The organism is Okeania sp. KiyG1, from assembly GCF_014132355.1.
GTDB lineage: Bacteria > Cyanobacteriota > Cyanobacteriia > Cyanobacteriales > Microcoleaceae > Okeania.
Window position 1 is genome coordinate 1 of sequence record NZ_BLZO01000153.1, and the last position, 20,712, is coordinate 20,712.

Annotated in this window: 17 protein-coding genes; 6 read left to right on the forward strand and 11 right to left on the reverse strand. The window is 41.1% G+C overall.

The features are described from left to right. Positions 1-115: 115 nt before the first annotated feature. The 11 genes from SAGCYANO_RS35060 to SAGCYANO_RS35110 all read right to left on the reverse strand — a co-directional run bounded on the left by SAGCYANO_RS35060 (position 116) and on the right by SAGCYANO_RS35110 (position 10,765). Positions 116-901: a hypothetical protein gene (locus SAGCYANO_RS35060; RefSeq protein ID WP_202224277.1), complete on the reverse strand. Its 786-nt coding sequence runs from the start codon at positions 899-901 to the stop codon at positions 116-118. Between the two features lie 7 nt (positions 902-908). Then, positions 909-2,726, reverse strand: coding sequence for a type IV secretory system conjugative DNA transfer family protein (locus SAGCYANO_RS35065; RefSeq protein WP_202224228.1), 1,818 nt, complete (start codon positions 2,724-2,726; stop codon positions 909-911). A 658-nt stretch (positions 2,727-3,384) separates the two neighbouring features. Next, positions 3,385-3,981, reverse strand: a complete 597-nt coding sequence (locus SAGCYANO_RS35070) for a hypothetical protein (protein WP_202224229.1) — start codon at positions 3,979-3,981, stop codon at positions 3,385-3,387. Further along, positions 3,968-5,770, reverse strand: coding sequence for a hypothetical protein (locus SAGCYANO_RS35075; protein WP_202224230.1), 1,803 nt, complete (start codon positions 5,768-5,770; stop codon positions 3,968-3,970). The genes SAGCYANO_RS35070 and SAGCYANO_RS35075 overlap by 14 nt, the downstream gene beginning before the upstream one ends. A gap of 4 nt (positions 5,771-5,774) precedes the next feature. Next, the gene (locus SAGCYANO_RS35080; protein WP_202224278.1) at positions 5,775-6,416 is read right to left on the reverse strand and encodes a hypothetical protein; all 642 of its coding nucleotides are present in this window, start codon (positions 6,414-6,416) and stop codon (positions 5,775-5,777) included. Beyond that, positions 6,371-7,402: an AAA family ATPase gene (locus SAGCYANO_RS35085; protein ID WP_202224279.1), complete on the reverse strand. Its 1,032-nt coding sequence runs from the start codon at positions 7,400-7,402 to the stop codon at positions 6,371-6,373. Before SAGCYANO_RS35085 ends, SAGCYANO_RS35080 begins: the two co-directional genes overlap by 46 nt. Positions 7,403-7,421: 19 nt before the next feature. Continuing rightward, positions 7,422-7,853 (reverse strand): DUF6753 family protein, encoded by a 432-nt coding sequence (locus SAGCYANO_RS35090; protein ID WP_202224280.1) that lies wholly within the window; start codon positions 7,851-7,853, stop codon positions 7,422-7,424. Between the two features lie 8 nt (positions 7,854-7,861). Continuing rightward, positions 7,862-8,161, reverse strand: coding sequence for a hypothetical protein (locus SAGCYANO_RS35095; RefSeq protein WP_202224281.1), 300 nt, complete (start codon positions 8,159-8,161; stop codon positions 7,862-7,864). A 24-nt stretch (positions 8,162-8,185) separates the two neighbouring features. Beyond that, complete coding sequence (locus tag SAGCYANO_RS35100; RefSeq protein ID WP_202224233.1) at positions 8,186-8,434, reverse strand: hypothetical protein; 249 nt, start codon at positions 8,432-8,434, stop codon at positions 8,186-8,188. Between the two features lie 24 nt (positions 8,435-8,458). Then, positions 8,459-9,130, reverse strand: coding sequence for a hypothetical protein (locus SAGCYANO_RS35105; RefSeq protein ID WP_202224234.1), 672 nt, complete (start codon positions 9,128-9,130; stop codon positions 8,459-8,461). Positions 9,131-9,598: 468 nt separating this feature from the next. After that, positions 9,599-10,765: a ParM/StbA family protein gene (locus tag SAGCYANO_RS35110; RefSeq protein ID WP_202224235.1), complete on the reverse strand. Its 1,167-nt coding sequence runs from the start codon at positions 10,763-10,765 to the stop codon at positions 9,599-9,601. A 532-nt stretch (positions 10,766-11,297) separates the two neighbouring features. Between SAGCYANO_RS35110 and SAGCYANO_RS35115 the strand changes: the two genes are divergently transcribed. The 6 genes from SAGCYANO_RS35115 to SAGCYANO_RS35140 all read left to right on the forward strand — a co-directional run bounded on the left by SAGCYANO_RS35115 (position 11,298) and on the right by SAGCYANO_RS35140 (position 20,710). Further along, the gene (locus tag SAGCYANO_RS35115) at positions 11,298-11,594 is read left to right on the forward strand and encodes a hypothetical protein (RefSeq protein ID WP_237396987.1); all 297 of its coding nucleotides are present in this window, start codon (positions 11,298-11,300) and stop codon (positions 11,592-11,594) included. Further along, complete coding sequence (locus SAGCYANO_RS35120) at positions 11,584-13,614, forward strand: relaxase/mobilization nuclease domain-containing protein (RefSeq protein WP_237396988.1); 2,031 nt, start codon at positions 11,584-11,586, stop codon at positions 13,612-13,614. The genes SAGCYANO_RS35115 and SAGCYANO_RS35120 overlap by 11 nt, the downstream gene beginning before the upstream one ends. A gap of 115 nt (positions 13,615-13,729) precedes the next feature. Next, positions 13,730-14,377, forward strand: a complete 648-nt coding sequence (locus SAGCYANO_RS35125) for a hypothetical protein (RefSeq protein ID WP_202224238.1) — start codon at positions 13,730-13,732, stop codon at positions 14,375-14,377. 920 nt (positions 14,378-15,297) lie between these two features. Continuing rightward, on the forward strand, positions 15,298-16,866 hold the full coding sequence (locus tag SAGCYANO_RS35130) for a reverse transcriptase domain-containing protein (RefSeq protein WP_202224239.1): 1,569 nt from the start codon (positions 15,298-15,300) through the stop codon (positions 16,864-16,866). A gap of 31 nt (positions 16,867-16,897) precedes the next feature. After that, positions 16,898-19,807 carry a type IV secretory system conjugative DNA transfer family protein gene (locus SAGCYANO_RS35135; protein WP_237396996.1) on the forward strand — a complete coding sequence of 970 codons (2,910 nt, stop codon included), beginning with the start codon at positions 16,898-16,900 and terminating at the stop codon, positions 19,805-19,807. 21 nt (positions 19,808-19,828) lie between these two features. Continuing rightward, positions 19,829-20,710 (forward strand): hypothetical protein, encoded by an 882-nt coding sequence (locus SAGCYANO_RS35140; RefSeq protein WP_202224283.1) that lies wholly within the window; start codon positions 19,829-19,831, stop codon positions 20,708-20,710. The last annotated feature ends 2 nt before the right edge of the window (positions 20,711-20,712 follow it).

Consider the following 20,712-nt stretch of genomic DNA (forward strand, 5'->3'; position numbering starts at 1 on the left):
ACCATGAATGTTCAGTATATTATTCGCAACAATTGATACTTCATCTATCAGCTTTTCCTGAAAACTAAAATCAATATCATCTAAATTTATATCAATCATAAAATATCTCCTCTTATCAACGACTAATGTTCTTACTAACAGCTTTAGTGGGTTCTGGTGCTTCTAATTGTGGAGCGACTTGATTTTCCAGATGCTCCACATACTCTTTACTCAAACTCGAATTGAAGGATTCTACTTGTTTGTGTGAATCAAACAAAATCTCCATATTCTCCTCTCCCTCTACAGTTAATTTGCGATCGAGGATAGACCAAGTAACAGAATTGCGTTCGCCTTCGAGCCGGATGTCCAGACCCATATTGGAGACAACTCCATAACGGTTCAGAGCAGCAAAAAGGATAGGAACTGCTCGTTGGACTAAGTCTTGTTGTAAAGGATCGTCGTCTATCAGTTCCTCAGTATCCGAAATGCCAGATTCTTCAGGTTCTTCTTTAGGTTCTTCTTTCTCCTTAAATTTATCAGTGGCATTGTTTATAGCCGGATTTGCTGTTATAGGTTTATGATGTGTTTCTGTATCAATAGTATTAACAGTGACTCCACTAGCAGCATCACTACTACTAGCAGTAGAATTCTTATCACCCGAAACTGAAGGAAAAAAATCAATCTGTAGCCAATTTGAGGATGAATTCTCACGCTCATCAAGCAAAGCTTGCCTAGTTTCCTCCCATAATTCCTCAGACATACCCTCAGAAAGACTTTGCTCTTTAATTTGCTCAGAAAACCCGCGATATTGTTGGGCAAAAACAGCCCAGTCATCCCCAAGGGTTTCTAGTGCTGTGGCTGTCAATTCAAATCCCACAGCACGCCGAACAGTATTAGGTATTTCGATGCTTATTTCACTCATAATTTACTTAAATATCTATAGGTAAAGGGTTACTGCGACGCGAACTAATTGTTGCGGAAGATCTTGGATCTTCGGGTAAAGGGAGAAGTTCTTCTGCTAGAGCAATACGCTTATTCATTTCTTCAGCCATGCGCTCATCCAACTCATCATAACTGCTAATTTCTAATCGTTTGAACTCAGAGGCAATTAAGCGAGGTTCTATTTTCTCCTGCCACATCTTTTCGTTTCCCTGAAAGCGTTTTACCTGCTTTAGTGGCAACTTGATTTCGGGTTTGATATGCCAGGGAACGCTGCCCTCTTGAGAGCTTCCGACGGCCGGATTAATAAAAACACAGCTACGCTTAAACTTGAGCAGAACTTCCTTACTCATCAACGGCACGATCTGAATAGACTGATTTTTAGAACGTGACCCCCCCGCAGCACCAGTACCAAAATTATGAGAAACATTTTGAGTAGAGTAGGTGATTTCCGACTCTCCCAAGTATTTGGAAATCTCCTCTGCCGTCTCCACATGGCCGGGATTAAAGAAAAACTTGGTCGCCATGTTCGCCTGTATGATTGTGGCTCCTTCCTTTCCATACCTTTGTTCTAGCTGTTTATTATTCTGGAAACCAATAATAGTACCACACCCCTTAGACCTAAACTCTGCTGCATATTGCGCTACATTGACTTTTATGGTAGGCAACTCATCAAACATCAAAACTAAGCCACTCTGGCGCTGCTTTGCAAAGTTTTGCAAAACAATCATGTGAATAGTTCCTGCCAGTACGGGAGCTAGAGCATCTTGACGGGCAATGTCATTCTCAACCACAAGCATCATACCGTCATCGATGTAGGTCTGAATACTTGAATCACCAATAGTACAGGCCATTAATTGAGGTTGTACCAAAGGCTGTAATAAGTTGTACGCTCCAGCAATAATACCTCCAGTAGTTTTTCCTGCATCCTCCTTAGCTAAAGAAGCTATTTGATTGAATTGATACCAAAGGAAAGGAGAATATTTTTCCCGTTTGCGAGTTGCTTCTAATAGTCTTTTTTCTAAATCAGAAAGCTGGATTAAAGCATAGCACATAGCTAAATCAGGGTAGTCCGTCGCCCGCGCCAGTTGAATTAACGCCTGCAACAGTTGCTGACTGGCGGGTTCAAAAAATGGGTCTCCGCCCGAATTATCTTTGGAGCCATTTTGATATAAAACCTCTGCTAATTGTTTAGCTCCAAAATTATCAGTAGCACTACGAATGAAATCCTTGATAGGATTGATACAACAACTATATGGTTTTCCTGGGGCAAAAACCCTCACATTTTTGTAACCATTCTGCAATGCTTCAGTCGCTACAACCCACTTTTGTTCTCCCTTATAGTCATAGAGAAGAAAACCAAGATTTTGAGCGATCGCTGCTGAGGCCAAAGGATTTAGAACTCCAAAAGTTTTACCACACCCTGCACCTCCGACAACCATTACACCTCGATTGATTGTACACACGGGAATAGTAGGAGGATTGCCAGAAAAGAAAGTGCCGATAGAACTCCGTTTCCTGAGTTTCCAGTCCCCACAGTAGAGGCCAATTTCAGAAACTTTTCGCTTTTTAATTTCGGAACATAATTTACCAATAGCAGAAGCTTTTTCTCCTCTTCCTGCCCAATGTGCGGTGGTGAGCTTTTGTTTCTTGTCGCCACCGAGAAGTTGCATTACTAAAAGTATCCCTCCCATAGTCAGAATTAGAGGTAGATTTTCTCCCCCAAAGACATTGCCAAAGGCGCTGCCTATATCGCCTGCAATATTGTTAGATGGTGGTGGTTGAGTAGTTTGTGCTAAGATTTTCAATTTAGGATTTTCCTCCTGAATAATTAACAATTAATAATTAACAATTAATAACCACCTCTGATCAATAAATAATTAACCAACAATGCAGGGTAGTTTCATTCTTAACTGTGCTATTTTATGTATTAATAAAACAAGGATTTTCAAGGTTTAGGAAATTTATATTTCGCTGTATGGAAATAAATAAATTAATTACAAAAATCTAGAATTAAATGATGATGCCAACAATAAATCATAAGTTATACTATCTTATGATTTTTTTACACTTTTTTAAACAAGTAAATGAGTGAGTAAAGCAGAAACAAACAGAAATATTAGATGAAAAAAATCTAATTAGGCAATGATTTATTTGTTGGTTTTAATTATTGAACAACTGAAGTATCAGCTAAGTATAGCATTACTTTTTATTGGTATTATATAGAATTCGGTTATATAGTATATGTTGATAATTCTATAATTACTTAAATATTTAATCTCCCCCACTCCCCTACTCCCCTACTCCCAACTATACAATAACTATTCAACCGGATTCTATATTACCCCCATGAATCCGCGACTCAATTATTACTTATTAATCTCAATCGAAAAGGGAGGCTTTTTACCTGATTTTTGAAATCAATAATTATTAAATATTTAATCAACAATTATTAATTATTAATTATTAATTACCAATAACACTATTTCTGGTTTCCACAATCTTGTAAACTTGTCCGTCGAAACATTCGGTAATTTGTTGCAGGGTATTGTTTGTGGGATGTGTTTGGAAAAATCGCAAGCAAGGTAGGGAACTTTTAGCAATAACACCATTAGGTGGCTCTTTCAGTAATTGGATTTGAGTAGTATTTTTAGGAAGAAGCGGATTGATATATCGCCTCAAAATAGGTCTATACTCTCCCGGAGTTTCTTCTAGATAGGCAAGATGTAGACATCCAAAATATCCACAAAAAGATGGTGAATTTATCTTAAATAAAGTAAGTTTATTAGTCAGACGAATTGCTTCTAATTGCTTATAAGTGTTCTCGTTAGCCTTTTCGGACGAATTATCAGCAATAATTTGCTTTGCTGTATCTTCAGAAACGACTGTAGTAGCAGGTTTCCAACCACTAATAGCTTGAGCATGGGAGCCACACCCAATAATTCCGAATAATCCACTCAGGATGAGAAATAGAGCAAATCCTTTAATAAAAGGGACTATAAGGTAAATATATTTTTTGATTGTGAGGGTGTCATGATTTTTCAACAAATTAGTTAGTGGCACAGCTAACTACAGTGCCACCATGAGAGTTGTAATAAGTCCTTACTTTCTGGCCCAATTTCAGTATAGTTAGGCTATTGTCAGCATTTGCTACCCTAGAGTCAATGGGGGTGAACAACCCACCAGCAAAAATTTGAGCAGTTCTTTCAATCAAGCGATCGCCACAAAAATACTTGTCGGTAGTAGGATCGATTTCGCTGCGAGCTAATAGAGCAGCTTCACCAATAATTAGTCGCATCACCTCATCTTGTTTGGATGGGGGAAAAAATTTGTTTAGAGCTGTGGGTGTAGGATGGTTGGATTTTATTAAATTCAAGAGAAATTTTTCACCCCCATCATGCAGAGTAATACTTTCTATTACTTTTTGGTGAGTAGAGTGTAGATGGTATTTGCCAAGAGATTTTCCACAGCGATCGCCCAAACAAGTGATTGGGGGAAAATCAGATTGACTATTGCTATAACCCACGCTTAGAATCTTGATAATTCCTTCTGCCAAAATAGATGGAGAAATTCCACCTGCCACTTCCTCCCCAGTAATGATATTGCCTCGCATTGATATACTTGGTTGCTGCCTTCTCACCTGCTGCTGTGCCAACCGTTGTTGTGTCCGTATAGGCAGCCGATTACTTGGAGGATTACTGCGCAAGCTACCAATAGGAATCATGGCATCTCTCTTATACTCCATGAAAGGTATAGGGCCAATATTGTATGGCGTGCAACCTCCAGTGTTACAGTAACGCAAAAACAAGACAAATTGTGCCGAGTCGTTTGTCTCATCAACCTCCCATAATACCATCTTTGCAAAACCTCCAAATGGAAATCGTCCGGTAGGTTCTAATCCAGGTTTAGCGACGGGTGACAGAACTGCCATTTTAAGTAATCCAGAACCACCATCAACCCACTGCTGCTGGCCGTTAATCCAAGCTTTTCCCTCAAATGGAGACGAGACAGTCGCACCCAGGTTTTCTGGATCGTCAAGTTCTATGTGGGAACAGGACTCTGTATTTTCCGAGGTTTTATTGCACGGGAACTCAAAACCTACCTCCGAACTACCTGTAACAGTCCGCCCCCAATTGGCTTCAGCGGGACCTCTCACAGTGTCAATTCTAGCAATGATGCTAATACTGCTCAAATTCAAAGGATTGGGAAACTGAGAGAGTGGAATATCCGAGATTCCGGGAATGCTGTCTAAACTAAAATTCTCCCAATCAACAAAATTCTTAAGGGGAGTATTTCCCAGGTTTGGGATGCTGCCTATTTTGAGGTTCCCCAATTCGTTCAATTGTATATTGGCAGCAATGGGATTGTTGGCCACAAATTGACCTAAATTTTGTGAAAGTTGGATATCTTCAAATTGAGGATTGTTCTTAAAAAAAGTAGCAAGGGGTTTTATTTGCTTGATTTTGTACTGATCTAAATAGGGAACCCCGGCTGATGAAATGCCATCACCCAAAACTAAATTGCCCAGGGTTTGTTCTCCCATCAGTGGTAATTGGTTCAGAGTTAATTGATTGACATCCACCCCTAAAAAAGCAGATGTTTGTTCTAAAGTAAATTCGGAAGCTCCCAGGGAGGATAAGGAGCCTAATTTGAGTAGTTGGGATGGAGCATCCATACCCTCTATATTAGGCATAGAATTGAATGTCCAGTTCTCTATGTCCGGCATAGCTACTTGCTGCTCCCCCACCTGCTGCACTGTGATAGTATTGGGATTGCTAGAAGCAGTTGTAGTGGTTAGTAGTAGGATTAGCCCAGTAAATCCAGTAAATATGGTTGCTATTTTTAGATTCATTAAATTACTTCGAGTGATTTAGGTTGACGGTTGAGCTTTGTCGTACCTGTCCCCTGGTTTTCGCTCCAGACTGCTCGAACATTCCTCGATTAATTCGAGCAAAACGAGATGTATCTCTCCCTGAAGTCGGGCGAGCAAAATCGGCATCTTGCTTAATGGCATAAAGTTGATCGCTGATGGCTTTATTAGCTGAAGCAGGCGTGAAATTCTGCCGTTCAGTCAGCAAATCTTCTAAGGAAATTTGGGGTAAATATTTTCGAGGATTGAAGGCTTTTCCTTGTTCCTTTGCACTTTGTACTTGGTGGTGAAAGTTTGTTTCTAGAGTTCTTTCAACGGCCTTACCAATCTCATCCGGAGAACAACCTCGGTACTCATCAAGTAAAATTCGCCATTGTGAATCAGTAAAACGCAAATTGGGACAATATTTGCCTAGATGTATTTGAAAAATTTCATACAACGCTCCATTATGGGGATTGCCCAAAAACCACACATATTTGAAGCGCCGGACTAATTCTGCCGGGAGCAATCCTAATCTGTTGATTGTTGCCAGCATAAACACGGGAGTAGTATGGTCTTGCAGCCAAGACAATAATTCCCCAGTCATCTTGGCCATCGCCCCGCCACTACCGCCAGACTCCCACCCCACAAAGTTTTTCTCAAATTCATCAAAAATAAGACTACATTGCCAGAATTATCTGCCAAATCTAGGAGGTGCTTGAGATTCTGTAACGATTCTGATACAGTAGAGCCTACAAGTTGGTTGAAGTCTACCGCTATCATCTTTGCTCTGATGCGTTGGGCAATCATCTTTGCCACAAGGGATTTTCCTGTCCCCGGCAATCCCCAAAGCAAGCCACCATTAGGATTGCGTAATTTCCAAGAAGATGCACGAGGATCGAATAGTGATGCTATTTTATCTATATCTTTATCAAGTAAATCCAAGCCAGCAGCCTTGGGTACGTCAGGAGGAGGCAAAATCCTAACACCTTTACCCGCTAATTTTTGTTTAGCATACTCCAAAACCGAATCTGCAAACTCTTCCAGGGTACTAGCTTCACCTACCAACCGATTCAGAACAAGGGTAATCTCGCCTTCTGGCAGTCCCGTACAAGCTTGAAGCAATGGTAAAGGATCGGATTCTTTTTTGAAAGGATGTTCCTGACAGAATTGAGCTACCAACTCCTCAAGTTCTTTGGACGAAGGAAAAGGCTTCTCCAACTGAGGAATTAAGGGATACAAATTCATCGGTATGTCCAAAAGTGCATCAAACAGCACTATAAAAGTTAGGCTGTCCCTCTGTGTTAGGGCATCGTGGGCATTCCGTAGTTGCAGGTCTATGAGAGGATCAACGCTCTGGACGATACCTTCAACCAAGAAAATCCCATCCCGACTAGCGTTACAGATAGTACCAAGAATATTATCCTCAACTGCAGTAGGAGTAGGGGTAATCTTGCCTGAACGAAATTCTTGGACATATTTATATCCGGCATTCCATAGGTATAGGGGCAATTCCATATCCAAACCCCATTGCTCAAACTGCTTAAAAAAGCATTGTCGGTCTGAGGGCGAGACGGCGATCGCCGTTAACGGACTCTCTAGTAGAGGCCAATGTGTATAATGTCTTCTAGTCATCGCAACTTTCTTTGCATAATTATTCAGCTACTTTCTGAGGCTCCGTTTCACGGGGACTTCTCACAAAAATTGCACAAACTCCTCGTGTAGCTTGGATACCATCAATGGCCAGAGTGATACGATCGCGTTTCGCTTCGATTTCGCATTTTCGAGACACCAAGCGATCGCCATTCCATTCAATCAATTGCCGGGCGAATTCCCCCTGCTTTGATTTGGCCCAATTAAGAAGATGATTGTCTGTAGTAGGATTAATGGGGTTTTTACTGCTCAGAAAAGAACTGATGAAAAGACCCAACACTAGGCCAATAATTCCACTTGAAGCAACGATCGCGCTATGCGCTAATTTATGAGTTGCAATTTTGAGGCCCTGTACAGACTTATCTTCTTTATCTTCTGTTTCAGAAGGACTATCAAAACGCTCCGCAACCAACCGTTCTGCCATCCAACTCATTCGTGCCTCTATCTCTGCGGATAAAGCTTGCTGGTAACTTTCTCTTTTGAATCAAATTCAGTTCCAATCCTTTTAAACATATTTGATTCAGCTATTTCAAAGGCAGAACGGATTTCATCAGGTTTGTTGCGTATTACATAGGCTAAATAAGCGTTTGCTGCAATCTGACTGCAAAACGGATCTTCAAGCGCAGAACCACTTTGAGTAAGAAAACTATGGACCCATACTTTTGCTTCTTCTGGTTCGCCATCCAAAAGGTGATTCAAGGCTTTCTGGTTCTGCTCAATCCACTGACTCGGGGTTGACATAAGCTGTTTCTCTTAGTATGGAAATTAGTTAGATTTAGATCCAGATTCAGCCGGGATTTTGTCTCGAAGCTTCTGATACTGTTCGTTGGACAGGTTAAGTGTCTCTTCAGACACATTTAATTTTGCTGCTAATTCTTTCAGATTTTTGGTATTAGTGATCGCTGACTCAATAGAGCTGATATCTTTTTTGAGTTGATTGGCCAAATCATCTAAAGTAACCTTCTTCTGACTTTTTTTAGGGACTTTTAACTTACCCTCAACAAGATTCGGCAACTGTTCAAAAATCTGGTCAAAGGTTTAGTTGTACTGATTGACAAAAAATCTTGCTCGTCGCGCTAACAAACTATTCGCAGTGTCTATAGCTTGTCGAAATGTTAGATTTTTGCGGTCTAATTCAAATAGTACGGGTGTTGCCACTAAAGGAAAATCAGCTACTAATATACAGTGCTTCTCGAACAATTCCCGATACTCAGGCACGTTATTAAGGTAATTCCAATCAGGAGAACTCATTAAGTGCCCCGAATTACGAATCAAAACATGAGGAAGGTTATCATTATGTTCGCTCAAAGATTTTTGAAGCAATTGAATGGAAGACCAACAACCGTCGGTGATGAAAAACTGGATAAATTGGGGTCTGCCTTCAGGAGCTTTTCGAGTTTGAATACTTCCAGTGGTTATTAGCCATTCCAGAAGTGGCTGATATGTGTTACCGGGCAGATTAACTACTATGTAGTCGGGATTGGTCTCGGCCATCTCTAAAATTTTATCCGGTTCCATTGCCCGCCTCAAATCGTCAGAAAATCCAATTGATTCAGAATCATAAAGTTCGGACACATCTTGAACTTCTCGGTCTGAATCTACGGCAATAACAGACTTACCCGTTGATTCAAGATATTCTATACAGGTACGGCACACGAGGGTTTTTCCCACGCCACCCTTAATTCCTCCTACGAGGATGATATATGTCATGCGTTGTTCTCCTTAATCAATATTGAAACTGTTGAATAATTGGACTCCTATTTGTTCGGTCTCAGACAGCGGGATATCGTTGTCTGAGGTAACATTTTGAGGTTCAATTGTAGGTGCAGGAGAGAGAGAATACGAATTAAATTGATTAGTTTGACGGGGTATCAATCCAACTGTCTCTGTGAGGTAATTGATATGGCCTTGTGATATATTGATACAGATTGTGTGGCTAGACGTGTAGCTTCTTCTATGGAGCCATATTTGTATAAACCAAGAGGGGTATGTATTAACTGGAAAGCTTCTATAATTGCGCTGTTTATATCACCTACATACGAACTATCTGAACATAATATATAGGCATAATATAGGGGATCTTTTTTATCAGCGTAGATTGCTCGATTGAGTCTGAGTCTACCTACGGGATCTTGGGTATGAGTCATAATGAGTGAGTATGTAAAATGTTAAAATTTTCTAGACTGGAGTTGGTATAGACTTTTGATTTTGAGAATCGTGGAGGCTTTTTAGTTGGTAGGAGTGGGCAGCATAGGCATCTACTAATCGAAATGCTAGGATATCTCTGCATTCTTCATGTAGATCTAAATTTTTGAATTGAGGAGAAGCTTCGATCAGGTCTTGCCAATCAGTCCCCCAGTAGGTTGAAATGGTAGAAAAGTGTTCCTGCAATCTATGATACAGGTATTTTCCTGCTCCCCCTGCAACGACCACTTCACTTAAGGATTTTGGAACTTGTTTTTGCAGCCATTGACTGATTAACGCCCAATAGTATTGCTGCGCTGTGCGAATGGCAACAATAATTTCATCTTTTTCTCTCTGCTGATTTTGGGGTATTTGTGACATACATAGCTGGTTTAGGATGGGATTATCGGGATTTACGGGATCTCCTAATTGGTAAACTATTTTATTTAATAGTTTTCGGTCAAGACCGGAAGTTAGTTCGATAATCCGGTCTATGAGGCGAAAAAAACCTAAATTGGTGGTATCAGCTTCAATCATCATTCCTCTCTGGTATGTGAGGATACTGGTATTACGGTGTCCGAATACTAGCGTGGTAATGAATCTGCTGCTTTGAATAAGTATTCCTGTATACCTATTCAGGGTAATACCTGCTCCTTCAGGTATGCACATACAATTTAAACCCCGCAAGTTTATAGGCTTACCTGTAAACAAAAATGATTTGGCTTCTTTCTTGATTTGCTCCTTCAGCTTAGATTGATCGTTCCACTCTGACCATGGCAATAAGATGGTCAGGTTAATTGCTAGCCTGAATTTGGTTTGTTCGGCAATAACCCCCAAGACGGCAAGAATTTTGTACAAAGCTGATTCGTATTTGAGAGCTTTTAGGTTGGCCTCGGCTAGCAGGGCAGAAGCCAAGAACCCAATAGCAAAACTACTTTGCTTATTGTCTTTAAGATTTACCCACGCATCATCCTTGCTGGCACTGTTTAGGTTGATACGTTTTGATCGGTATGTGTCTAAGTGCCCATGTTCGCACTCTATGATCTCGGGTTCCATGGTGAGAAAGTTAATGTCTGGTGAATTATCCAAACTCCAGACAACTTTGGTGAGACTACTACCAAGATCGATACAGATGGTGATTGTTTGTGTCTCCTTAGCCACTGTGTACCTCCGCCAATAACTTTGTTGATTTAGTCTCCTTGATACCTCAAAAAAAAATGAATTGGATAGTGTTTATGTTTTTTAATATTGCTAAGTTGAATAACGCAATTGTCAGAGTTTTTCCGATAGCATTTGCTATCGGAAAGAAAAACTAACTATTACATAAAGTTAAGAAGTATATGAAAATTAACAAAAAAATAGAGTGTATTAATTTGTATGAAAATATCGCGTGTGTTTATGAAAATATCGTGTGTGTGTATGAAAAAGTAAGCTAAAAAATAAGCTCGGAAGAAAAAAAAGAAATAATGTGCATAAGTTTGTATAAAAATATCGCGTGTGTGTATAAAAATATCGCTTGTGTGTAAAAGGTAAGACCATATCCTAGTTCGTCTAATACTTTTGCCATTGCTTGCAAGTTTTTTTGAGACCTGTTCTAGGGGTTGCAATTTCTAAAATCAGCGACTAAGTTAAAAACAAGCTCAAGGATTGTGTGAGGTATCTCCTGAATCATGGATGAAATTTAATCTAACTAATGAAAAGAGATTGTCATTTGAGAGTTCGGTTAACGTTCTCCGAGTACAATGTCCTAAAAGCATTGGCAGAAAGGAGTGAAAAGAGTCTTAGCTCGGTAGTTCGAGAAAAGTTGTTCACTCCTAATTGCCTCACAGATTTCATTGAGCAAAGGTTGAAATTTAGGAAACAGCAAGTAGAATTGCAAACTCTACTTCATCTGGTACGAGATTTAATCTCTACTGAAGAGTTTTCCCCCCAAACTCTTAAGGTTGTTCAAGATATTCAATGCTTGTTGGATGAGCATCATGATTGGTAAAGTCACACGAAACACTAAATTTCATAGTGTCGCCAGCTATATATTTGGCAAGCCGGGAGCCGAAGTACTTCTTGAGAATGTGTTTGAAGGCAAGACGGTAGCAGAAAAAGCTGCGGCGATGCAATGGGTGGCGAGTCGTAATAACAGAGTTAAGCGTCCAGCATATCACTTGTCTTTGTCTCCCTCAGCCGGAGATAATTTGAGCCGGGGTGAATGGGCAGCAATTTGTAGCCAAGTTATTGACGATCTAAATCTTGATAAGAACCAGGTGCTGGTAGGTTTGCATAACGATGTAAATTATCCAGGCTCGGAAAAAACGCGCACTCATGCTCATCTATTGATTAATTTGGTGGATGATAATGGCAAGTGTGCTAATACTAGCTGGGATTATTATAAGATTCCCAAAATCTTGCGGACTGTGGAGCGCAAGTATGGTTTGCAAGCTGTTCCAGATATTGGAGAACTTGAAGAGCAGTCAAATACTATCAAGCCAACTAAGCGCAGTATCCGGCAAAAGCTTCAGAATATTATTGATGAAAGCCTAGAACCGGGAAGTTCCTTTGAAGATTTGACTGCTGCGATGGAATCTTTAGGAGTAGAGGTACATCCTACATCACAGGGGTGGTGGATGCGATATGAAGGTATCCCTTTTGCCGGATATCAACTAGGTCGTAAATACACAAAACCCTCTATATTGAAGCGTTTGGAGGTTAAACAGGTGGATGAATCTGAAGATCGGGAGCCAAGGAGTGAGTCAGTAAGTACACCTATTTCGTCAATGAAGGATGTATTTACTGTCGATGAACCCTCTTTGGGCAAAGATTATTCACCTGAATTGAACTCCGAACAGGATGAAACGTCTCAAAATGAGGAACAGTTTAGTTTAGAAAATATAGATGTAGAGGTAGCTCCTGGAAATTTAATCCAGATGATGAAGCAACAGGCAAATCATCTTGAGCAAAGTGACTATATAGATGGCAGGTTCTATGCGGGAATGTTTCTTGATGTGACGGCGCACCTGGCAGAAGTTGTTGAAATTGGCAGAGAAGTTTGGGGCTCGGAGCAGGAGCAAGAGCAAGAGACAGAAACGCAATTGGAGGAGAATTCTCGGCCTTCAGTAGAAAGATCTCAATCTGAGAGTGATGATGATTGGCTCCATGACGAGGAAGCCTTACGTCATTTTGATGAACGGTTAGCTCAAGTAAAAGTTGACACTGAAACCCCAAGCTCCGATGTCCCAACCAACTTTCAGGAAAGTCCTCAAGCTGTAGCAGAGTCATTAAGACAGTTTGTTCGTGTACGGGCCACTGCACATGACTTGAATCAGGATGAGCCTATTGAAACTAACTTAGGTGTCCTCCACTTCAACTCTGACGAGAATACTATTAGTATTACTCAAAACGTTACTGTAGCAAGTTGGGATGAAAATTTACAGGACTGGCAGGCCGATAGCGAGTTATCTGAGGCACATAAAGCCAATGTGGCACGATTGCTTGATAATCAGGCAGTTGATGCTGAAGGATATCAATTTTCTTCAGACGAAAAAGAACGAACCATCACTTATAAACAGGTGCGGTTTCGGGCTGAACAAACCGATGAAGGTTGGCAGATTTCCGATAATTCTCTATCGTCGGAAGAACAAAATCGCATTCTTCAGTTACCTCAAACAGAGTCAGAGTATACCCGAAATGTTGATAGTAAGGATTTAATTGATTACTTCCAACGCCATGCCCCAGAACAGTTTAGGACGGATATTGGCTCTATCCATTGGACGGATACTAATGGAGAGTTTGAACGTGTCTTTGAAATTTCAAAGCAGTCAGACCTATCGTATCAATTAGAAGGATTTGATTTAAAGCAAACCGATGAATGGGGGAACCCCCGTAAGATTTTTAGTGCCTCCATTGAAGCTGACAATTTCGTGCGATGCGATACTTGTGAAATTCCTTCTTCAGATGTGGATGATTTGCTGACACAGGAGTCTCAACATCGGGAAAAAAGGCCAGAAATGGAGCGTTAATTGTATGTATGCGGAATAAGAGGTTTGTGAGACCTAAATAATTTGATAGCTATAGCCCGTGCGCATCTAGAATGCGGAGATTACTTGATATATCCCGCAGAAAAACTCAGCGTGTGTGTCTCAATTTGAAAAAGAAAAATGGAGTAAGTTTATGCAACTACGTTATGAAGGGCAAAACAGCGGTGACTATCCTATAAGCTACCGTCGTCGTCCAGAAACTTTGGAATCAAAACTAAGTAAAGCATTAGGAATGCCTATTGAGAAAGGAGACTTATGGTTGCTTGCGTTTGTTATTGCCGGACTTACCTTTATCGGTATTCAGAATCCAGCAATGATGACTGTGTATTTAATTGTGTGCTTAATTGCACATAGCGTAAAAATGATGATTGATTATTTCCCGCCACTAGGTAAGTTAATCGGTGTAAGATTTAAGGCCCATCATGTAGCAGCACTTGTCTTGATTTGTTGTATGATATTTTCCAGCATAGGGATGCCCGCTCATGCCCTATTATTCGATGCTATTGAGGCAAAGGTGAATGAGATTCTCACAGGCTCGGGTTCGACTGTCGATCCTGCAACAGTTACCCTGATTTTTACTGTGTTGCGGGTGATCGTGATTTTGGGGATATTGGTAGGGGGTATATTTTTGGTATCACAAGCTATGCAGGGTGGGGACTGGAAACCAATTGGCAACATGATGGCTATAGGTGTAGGCTTCGTGTTGGCGATTGAGGTAATGACACAGCTCATACTGGGTGCGTAGCCTTATAATTCAAAACTTTTCTTGTCTGACAGAGAAAGCAAGAAATTTCTTACTTTCTCTTGAAAAAATAGCTATGGAGTTTCTGAATATGGAGAATCAGTCAGATTTTGTCAAAGTCTCTAAAATTTACCAACAAGAGGCATCCATAGGTCCAGTCCCCGCAGATCAATTAGTTCCATGGGGGCTCTTGATTGGCTTGAGCTTCTTCGTCTGTGAAATATTGCTATCTCTGGGATTGGCTGTATGGGGAGCAAGTTCGGTCTGGCTGATTGCCTCCTGGTGGTTCCTGACTGGCAAGAAGAGCTATAGTGCGACTCGTTCCTATTAAGAGCCTCTAGAAACTAGAGGGGTATGAATAGGGTCTAACGAGGCCACGGAGGAAGAGCCTGCAATAAGTGAGGCCACCAAAGAAGAGCCTGTTAGATAACTGAGTTATGGATGCTGGTGAGAATCCAGCCCGCTAAGGGAAAGCGGACTCCCGACCTGGCCACACCGAGCTAGAACTTTTCCACTAACGGAGTGAAGCTGGCATCAGGCCCCAACCAGAGCTAAGGGTGATAGGCACACTGGGGGTAATGGGGAGACGGCATGGGTACATTACGGAATGTCCTGAAAAAGCGTCTTAATTCTCGGCAAGGAGTCACTCCAAAATCTCCTGACCGCACACGATTATCCCCGCGTCAAATTTTATAGCGTTAAACGCATCCCTGGGGATCGTGTAGGCGAATTGGACAGCCCTAAACCGTCATAATAATCTGTAACTCGGAACGAGGAAAAACGTTGAGAGAGTCTCTAGGAAAGGTCGAATAAGAGAGTAGGTGGGAAAGCACGGAAACCTCTCCAACGGGTAGGATGCAAGCGCAAATTGCTTGCAGGGTAATCAGCGTAGTGAAATTTAGTAAGAGAGTACGTTTAGACACATGAACAATCATAGTGAAACCTGGAGCAACCAAAACTGGAAGAAATTCCAGAAAAACCTGTTCCGCCTCCAAAAACGAATCTACAAAGCCATGCAGAATGGAGACACCCGCAAGGTAAAAAGTCTTCAACGTTTGGTGCTGAAATCTCATGCTGCAAGGACGCTGGCTGTAAGACAAGTCTCTCAGCTTAATTCTGGGAAGAAAACTTGTGGGGTCGATGGACAAAAATCCTTAAACTTCAAACAAAGGCTTAACCTAGCTCAAAAGCTAAAAGAAGCAAACCATTGGGAACATGAGGAATTAAGGGAAGTTAAAATCCCTAAGAAAAATGGGAAAATCCGAACATTAAAAATCCCAACCATCGCAGATAGGGCATGGCAATGTCTTGTTAAATATGCCTTAGAACCCGCCCACGAGGCAACATTCCACGCCCGAAGTTACGGCTTCAGACCCGGAAGAGGCGCACAAGACGCACAAAAATACGTCTTCGATAACCTCAAAAGTCAAGCCAAAGGCAAAAGTAAACGGGTAATCGAATTAGACATTGAAAAATGTTTCGACAGAATTAGCCACAAGGCGATTATGACTAAGGTCATTGCCCCCCAACAAATAAAAACGGGGTTATGGAGATGTTTAAAGGCAGGGGTATCGCCAGAATTTCCTGAACAAGGCACACCCCAAGGTGGTGTAGTATCACCACTACTAGCCAACATAGCACTAAACGGTATAGAGGATATCCACCCGTCCGTAAGATATGCGGATGACATGATATTTTTCTTGAAGCCAAAAGATAACGCTGAGAAGATTTTAGAAAAAGTACAGCAGTTCCTAGCAAAACGTGGGATGAATATATCAACAGAGAAGACAAAAATAACACGGGCAACGGCAGGCTTTGACTTCTTGGGATGGCACTTCAAAGTGCAAGGAAACGGGAAATTTCGATGCACCCCCTCAGAGGAAAACTACGAAAAACTCCGCAAGAAGGTTAAAGCCATAGTCAACAACTCTGCATTAGCCACTACCGCCAAAGCGAAAAAGCTAGACCCTATTATTAGAGGTTGGAGAAATTACCACCGTTATTGCAAGATGGACGGGTCAAGGTTTAGTCTATGGCTCTTAAGCTATACAACCTTTAAAAAGTTCTTAAAGGACAAAAACAAAGGTAAAAATGAAGCCAAAAAACTCATAAATCAAGCATTTCCAACGGTAAACTACTCCGAGAACAAGTTCGTCATGGTCAAAGGGACAAAATCTCCTTATGACGGTGACTTACTCTACTGGAGTAAAAGAAATTCCAGCCTATACGATGGTCACACGGCAAAAGCGTTAAAACGGCAAGGTTATAAATGTGGGCACTGCGGATACTACCTAGAAAACAATCAAAAAGTAGAACTGCACCATATCGACGGCAACCACGACAATTGGAAACCTAATAATCTTTTAGCAGTACATGAGTCATGTCACGATTATATCCACATGGGCATCCATGCCAAAAGCCTAAGATTATCTAGGAGCCGTGATGCGGTGAAAGTCGCACGTCCGGTTCTGAAGGAGAGGTGCGAGGGATAATACCCTCCATCGACTCTAACAATATACCGATTTGTGGATTATCCCTTTAAAAGATTGGGTAAATTTACCAACCATGTGGGTATCTGCGGAAGAAAAGCAATTTGAGCAAAAATGTAAAATGATGATGAAGGAAAAAGTAGCGGTTGCTTCTGTAGATGGAAAAAAAACTACAACTTACCGACCTTTTCAACTTGAAAGTAATCTTCATGTTACGCTTCGGGTTACTATAGGTGGACAAAGTTTCGGCTGCTGGCTGCTGAATGAGGATGGAGATAAATGGTCAGCAGTGATTCCATTTAAACTATGTGGATTTCATCCGCAGCTTCATACTGAGGAAATAGTCGAATATTCGGAAGCGATCACTGAAGCTTTCAAAGAATTTCCCTCTGATGAAAAAATCACATTCCATATGGGATGCTTCCGAAATAAAGCTCCTCGAAAAAAAGAACTCGAACAACTTGCGGAAAAGGCATTACAAAATGAAATGTTACCTATATCGGTTTTAGTAAATAATGAGAAAATTAGGATTGATGAATTAGATGAAATAGGTAATCGGAAGTTTTGGGAAATTTGGGTATTCTGTACTTGGACTGGCAATAAAAATTATCGCGAGAAAGATGGGTTTACAGATAAAATCCTGCGAACAGTGGCGAGAAAAATTGGCAAAACAACCCGAACTTTTATGGGGACTCAAGGGGAATGGGAAGAAAATCTATATTGTCAGCTAGCTAAAGATATTTATGAAAATGGGTATCTGCCTTGGCGGTTACTCCTGGAGACAAAAGTCGGACTTTCTCTTGAAAATCCAGCCGATGATGATTTATGGCATTGGCTATGGTATAGGTTCAATGGAAGATGTACTGTTGCTCCTGAAATCCCCCAAATTATTAAAGTCTCAGAAATGGGCCAAGGTCTTCAGCGTCAAATTATAACGAATACTCAAAAAGATACGTTGTCAGTGGCGCTGTCTGGATTTGACGGAAAAACATCTTGCCCACAACATAATGGCAGTCGGGAGTACATTTACTTAAATCATACTATCGGGGCGGTATTAACAATGGAAGAAGCTCCCACTGGATGGCGCGATCGTCGTTCACAACTCCGGTGGCAGTTTGATTGCTTGGCAGCTTCTTTTGTTTACGACACCGAAGTTTGGCTAGAAATGGAGCCTGGATCAAAGGCAGCGATGCGATATAATTTGGAAAAAATAGCAAAACAAGCTGAGGCTAGCAATCAGCATACTGTTGAGCAGGGTGGTGGTTTGGACGTAGGTTCGGTAGTCCGAGAGGAGGAAAGTTTTGAGGCACAAAGGAAATTAGTAACGGGCGCTACACCTATGATGTGCGCTCCGCTGTATGTGATTTACCGCGATACAGAAGCTCAATTGGATAAGGCTTGTGCTTTGATGTGCAGGAGTTTTGGCATAGCAAGTGTAATTCGAGAAACTAATATTGCATGGAGGCTGTGGGTAGAAACTTTGCCTATTAATAGATTAAAGCTGCTGTGTCAAACCAGTTTATTTTCAAACAGACGGATTATCTTGGATACAGATACTGTGGCTGGTTTGTTACCTCTAACCTGCTATCGACCTTTTCACAAAGGTGGTCGTGGTGTGGAGTTTATTACTGACAAGGGCGGACAACCTATCTATGTAGATTTGTTTCGGAAGACAGAGCGGGCTATTATTACTGCCACTTCTGGAGGAGGTAAGTCGGTTTTGGGTTTTCGCTTTATTGTGGATGCCCTTGCTCAAGGTATTCCAGTAGTGGGAATGGACATTTCCACTGGTGGCGATTCTACCTTTGCTACAGCTTGTCGGATGTTGGGGGATAAGGCTGCTTTTTTCAACATGGCTAACCAAAGTTACAACCTAGTGGAGCCTCCTGACTTGAGAGGAATGGATAGAAAAGTAGTAGCAGAAAGGTTGAATCGTTGGAAACAGTTTCTTCAACAAGCATTAGTCGGTATTGCTATGGGGTCTATCCACGACCCGAAGTTGCAAGAAAGAGTTAACGCTTTGGTAGTAAAGATGATTCAGGTTTTTACCACCAATCCTCAAATTATCGATCGCTACAACTTTGCTTTTGAGCAAGGTTTTCATTCTAATGCCTGGCAAAATATCCCAACCCTGCACGATTTGCTTAATTTCTGTTCTAAGGAAAAGTTGGGATTGAAGTCTTTTGAGGAAATTGACAGACTGGCAATTAATCAAATTGTCAACCAAATTTCAGCAAAACTGGACGATCCAGAGATTGGGCAGGCTATTGGTCGCCCTAGTACAATACCGCCAGACCCTATGGTAAAGATATTTGCTCTGTCAGGTTTGAATAATGACAGTAATGCTCAAATCATGTCTTTATTGGCAGCTATGGCTTGCGTGACCAACGGATTGTCCCATCCTAGAAGTTTGTTTGTGGGAGATGAATTGAGTGTATTGCTGAGTAAGCCTGGATTTGCAGAAATGGTCGGGACAATTTGGGCTACTGGCCGTAAGGATGGTATTTCAGGGCTATTAATCTTACAGGATGTTAATGCTATTGCTGCTTGCTCTGCTGCCAGTAAAATTTTCCAAAATACTTCTATTGAGATGGTAGGAAAAACTACGGCTGCTGCTGCTTCCGCTTATGTTAAATACTGTGAGTATGACCCCGATACTATCAGAGTAAACGCGACTGAAGCATTTGATCCTGATGCGTCGGAATATTTTACTAAGTGGTTGTTAAAGGTAGGCGATCGCTATTGGAGTCCTTTGCGATATTATCCCGGAGCAATGATTCTGGCTGCGGTGGCTAATTCAGAAGATGAAAAAGCTGCTAGGCAAAGGTTTATCAATCAATATCCTCAGAGTCAAGTAGGGGTTCTTAAAGGAACCAGAGATTTTGCTGCTGCTTATATCAAGGTATTAAGAGGAGGTGTTTCTATTAAAGAAATTGGAAAGTAGTATTTTTAAGGAGAAAAAAGGATGAAAACTCTACGGATTTTCAAACTATTAGTTAGTGGGGCAACAGTAGCAAGTATAGCTATTGCAAAACCTGCATTCGCTGCTTCTTTCAGCTTTGAAGATATCTTGGGATTGAATCCTGAAGATATTCTGAGTGATGCACAAGGGAAAATAGAGGATCAGATCAATGATTTAATTGGCCCTATATCCGAATTACTGGCGATCGATCCTAATGATTTTTTGGATGATGCTTTGAACGAATTAAATCTTCCGGATTTAGAGATTTCTGGTATTTATGGAGACATGAATATTCCCGATCCTAATAAATTATTGGAGGAATTAAAAAACGCTGGGACTGAAGATTTTACCTTTGGGATGCAATTAGGTTCTAGTGTCGAGGATAATTTGCTACTCCTTAATGAAGCAAGTGTCGAGTTGACGGGAAAACTAGCAAAAGCTGTGGCCTCCTCGTCAGCTTTGGGAGAGGACGCTCAGGAAAAAATCAAAGAAAAAATAGAATTTGGAGATCAAACTACTCAAACTTCTGCTCTTATGGCTGCTGCTACACAAAAACTAGCCGAGCAAGGCAAAATTTTGGTATCAGAAGGAGAAAGTACGGATGTTACTCAAGACTTGGAGAGACTTCAATTAGATGCAATGGGGCTGAAGTTACAAGCAGAGGCAGCTCAATCTAATCAGCTATCCATCTTATCCGCCCAACAAGCTGCAATATTTACTGAAACTCAGCAAAACCGAATTGATAATGCTTATCGAAATCAAATCCTCAGTGATATTTCGACAACTTTGCAGGGTGGCAATGCTGGAAATCGAGTTGAAAAATCTGCCAATATTCGAGCTTTGGCTAACGGCTCTCAATTTTCCACTTTCAAGGAACCTGAGTAAGT

Coding starts and splice junctions, on each gene's coding strand:
- SAGCYANO_RS35095 (WP_202224281.1), bottom strand. CDS start 8,161: ATGTCAACCCCGAGTCAGTGGATTGAGCAGAACCAGAAAGCCTTGAAT.
- SAGCYANO_RS35090 (WP_202224280.1), bottom strand. CDS start 7,853: ATGAGTTGGATGGCAGAACGGTTGGTTGCGGAGCGTTTTGATAGTCCT.
- SAGCYANO_RS35115 (WP_237396987.1), top strand. CDS start 11,298: ATGAAAAGAGATTGTCATTTGAGAGTTCGGTTAACGTTCTCCGAGTAC.
- SAGCYANO_RS35060 (WP_202224277.1), bottom strand. CDS start 901: ATGAGTGAAATAAGCATCGAAATACCTAATACTGTTCGGCGTGCTGTG.
- SAGCYANO_RS35130 (WP_202224239.1), top strand. CDS start 15,298: ATGAACAATCATAGTGAAACCTGGAGCAACCAAAACTGGAAGAAATTC.
- SAGCYANO_RS35140 (WP_202224283.1), top strand. CDS start 19,829: ATGAAAACTCTACGGATTTTCAAACTATTAGTTAGTGGGGCAACAGTA.
- SAGCYANO_RS35075 (WP_202224230.1), bottom strand. CDS start 5,770: ATGAATCTAAAAATAGCAACCATATTTACTGGATTTACTGGGCTAATC.
- SAGCYANO_RS35105 (WP_202224234.1), bottom strand. CDS start 9,130: ATGACATATATCATCCTCGTAGGAGGAATTAAGGGTGGCGTGGGAAAA.
- SAGCYANO_RS35120 (WP_237396988.1), top strand. CDS start 11,584: ATGATTGGTAAAGTCACACGAAACACTAAATTTCATAGTGTCGCCAGC.
- SAGCYANO_RS35085 (WP_202224279.1), bottom strand. CDS start 7,402: ATGACTAGAAGACATTATACACATTGGCCTCTACTAGAGAGTCCGTTA.